This window comes from Bradyrhizobium sp. BR13661 (assembly GCF_029892425.1).
Taxonomy (GTDB): domain Bacteria; phylum Pseudomonadota; class Alphaproteobacteria; order Rhizobiales; family Xanthobacteraceae; genus Bradyrhizobium.
Window position 1 is genome coordinate 532,501 of sequence record NZ_JARXWB010000002.1, and the last position, 2,844, is coordinate 535,344.

3 protein-coding genes are annotated in these 2,844 nt (G+C 60.1%); 2 read left to right on the plus strand and 1 reads right to left on the minus strand.

Going from position 1 to position 2,844, the window contains the following annotated elements; translation table 11 throughout:
- The first annotated feature begins 356 nt into the window (after positions 1 to 356).
- On the plus strand, positions 357 to 707 hold the full coding sequence (locus M2427_RS05650) for a hypothetical protein (protein WP_280705200.1): 351 nt from the start codon (positions 357 to 359) through the stop codon (positions 705 to 707).
- Positions 708 to 761: 54 nt separating this feature from the next.
- On the opposite strand, the gene M2427_RS05655 is transcribed toward M2427_RS05650, so the two are convergent.
- Positions 762 to 1,565 carry a transporter substrate-binding domain-containing protein gene (locus M2427_RS05655; RefSeq protein ID WP_280705201.1) on the minus strand — a complete coding sequence of 268 codons (804 nt, stop codon included), beginning with the start codon at positions 1,563 to 1,565 and terminating at the stop codon, positions 762 to 764.
- Between the two features lie 308 nt (positions 1,566 to 1,873).
- On the opposite strand from M2427_RS05655, the gene M2427_RS05660 reads away from it, so the two are divergent.
- The gene (locus M2427_RS05660; RefSeq protein WP_280705202.1) at positions 1,874 to 2,623 is read left to right on the plus strand and encodes a hypothetical protein; all 750 of its coding nucleotides are present in this window, start codon (positions 1,874 to 1,876) and stop codon (positions 2,621 to 2,623) included.
- Positions 2,624 to 2,844 lie beyond the last annotated feature (221 nt).

Here is a 2,844-nt window from a genome sequence, read left to right on the forward strand (position 1 = left end):
AGACTTGTTGGCGTTTCCGAATGGTCCCTTAGGGGGCCTTGTTGCTGGAATTCCGATCGTTGCGGTTCCGCAGGCGAGGATGACCGGCCGCCTCGCGGGAATCAAGCCTGATGCCGCTTCCCGGCGCCTATGCCGCAGTGTCGCGGAAGCGCAGATGGCATCCGGAGGAAGGTGCGCTATCTCCTCCCGCTCGCAGCACCATAAGCGGGGTAGGGGCCGGGGAGAGGCTGTCTCGACAAAGAAGACACCCCGCTTGTTGCGTTGCAGAAACCAATGGCCGCCATCGACGGCCCCGCCATGCGCAAGGCGGCCCGCCCCAAATTGAAAAATTTCAACGCTCGGGGCATTCTGGTCGCATGATTTCAATATTGATTCTTGTCGCGGCTATTACCGCCGTTGCATTGACGGAACGGAGTGAGGAACATCTGCCATTTGCAGTTGCAGCTCTTCTCTTCAATGCCGATCTGCTTCTGGTGTTTCTCGGCGATGCCGAGCGAGCGATCCTGCTTTCCGGTTTGTTCGCAGTCGCCATCGCCGGCATATCGTCAGTCAAATTCCATCACAGCGCGCTCAAGCTGACCGTTTCCGATTTGCCTCTGGCCTTCGCAGGCACGGTCCCGTTTTTCGTGCTGTTCGGCGAGACAAGAGCGGGGGAGGGAGCGAACCTCCCTTCGCGGCACATGAGACCTGATCTCATCACGCTCTAGCTCGGAGCGCTATGTCGGGATAGCGGACTTGATCCGCCGCTCATCGCGGTTTGATTACGCAGGTTGCGGGACCCGAACGCCGCGCAACCCGGCTTCGTTGATGGCTTTCTGGACGGTCCCGTCAGTCCGCGCTTTGCTGACGAATGCGTCGATCATCGGAAGGGCGTCAGCGGCTCTCTTGCGAACCCCAATCGCCATTTGCACGACATTGAATTGCCCCGGCAGAACGCGTGCGCCGGGCAGGGCATCGGCGATGCGATGGGCAAGGTGCAGGTTTTCGCCGTAGACGTCGGCCTTTCCCGTCGCCAGCGCGTCGCGTGCTGCTTCGAAGCCACCTGGCACCGGCACGATCTCGGCATTCTTGATCAGACGCTGCAAGACATTGTGAGGTGCGCTGCCCTTTGCCACAGCGATTTTCACACCCGCACGATCGACATCGCCGGCGCTCGTCGGGGCCGCCCCTGCGCGCGCAACATAGCCGTTGTCGACCTCCATGAACGTTTTGCTGAAAGTCAGGTACTCGGCACGAGATGGGTCCCGCGCCGCAAGCCCGATGTCCCAGTCGTCGGTCGCAAGGCTCTCATTGTATTGTGCAGGGTTGTCGTAAGGCCGGAGCTCTATCGGAACGGCAAGTTGCGCAGCAAGCGCTTGGACCATTGCAACCGAAACGCCGCCCAGTGTGCCGTCAGGTTGTCGCGTGACCAAAACAGGGTTGGAAGCGATCACGGCGGCGCGCAGTTTGCCGGTCGGAGCCAATGCGCTGGCAGATGATGGCATTTGTGCTCCTGCTCGGGCGTGCGTCCAGACGGTGGCGGCTGCCGAAATGATGCCGATGATCGCGTCTCTCCGTGTCCACATGGCGCAATCCGACCCATGATTTGTGCGACCCGATCTTACGCCGCGCGTCAGATGCGACAAGGCGGCGGTAAGCTGCATTTGAATGCGCGCAAAGTTTTCCAACCAACCATGTGCGTCCTCGGATATATTTCAATCCATCGGAACTTTTTGAAAAACTCTACACCCGTTTAAGTTCTCCATTCGGCCCCGCCTCCCGACATATTCCAGACGTCGGCCGGGCAATGTTTTTTGCACATGTATCCCTCCGTTCGTCTCATCGATTCGGAGGAGTCTTTTTTGCGGTGCCTTAACAGCCATCGATTTCAAACATGTCTCTTTTCGCACCAGATGCGCGACGCCGCGCAATCAATTGTCCCAACGCAGCGCGCCGTATCTGCCACCTCATTGTGCTGGCATGTGCTCTCGCAGTCATTGGATTCCCGGGTTCTGCGGCTCTGGCTCGATGCTCGGCCCACGATGTCCTGGCGAACAAGCTCACCTCCAGCCAGCACATGGTCGCGCCCCGGCAGGCGATCAAGTCCGAGCGCGATGTCGAGACCTGGAAGGCGATTGCGATCGGCACTTTCGCCAGTTCGCTCGAGCTGCGCAATCACCTGGATGATCTGGGTTGCAGTGTTGGCGGCCAAGCCGGCGAAATCCTTGCGCGACCGACGTTCACCCTTGCTTCCCACAGGGAGCAGGCGGAGCTGGTTCTGGTGACGCCGCTGCAACTGGGATTTACAACCGATACCGTGACACTGGCCAATCTCTACGCCCGCGCGCGACAAATTGGCATCGCACTCGCAAGGCCCGAGATCGCTCCGCAGCTGCGCATCCAATATGTCGACCAGCCCATGGGCGAATTTCTCGCGATCGGCATGGAGCCGATCAAGACATGGGGCGGCGAACCGATGATTCTGAGTGTCGCCAATGGCGGTGCTGGATTGATCCTGATCGCTCAAGACGGCGGACCCCAGGCGGAGGTGCCCGTGACGTCTCGGTTCGTCTTTGAGCGTTCAAATCAATCTGTCCCGGGTGCCGGACCGATGGACCACGCGGCGGCATTGTTGGCGCGCTAAAGAAGATCGCCCGCAAATATGGCAGCCAGTCCCCTGCGGCCATCCTTCGAGACGCCCGCCGTTGGCGGGCCCTCAGGATGAGGACAGAGTGTGCGGCCCTGGCTTCGACGAGCACCGATGCTGCTCAGCCTCATCCTTGTAAGTCACGACACGCTGGATCGGCTAGATTGGCCGATATGGTGACGGACGGGAGACCGCTTCATCCTAGGGCTTTGAAGCCC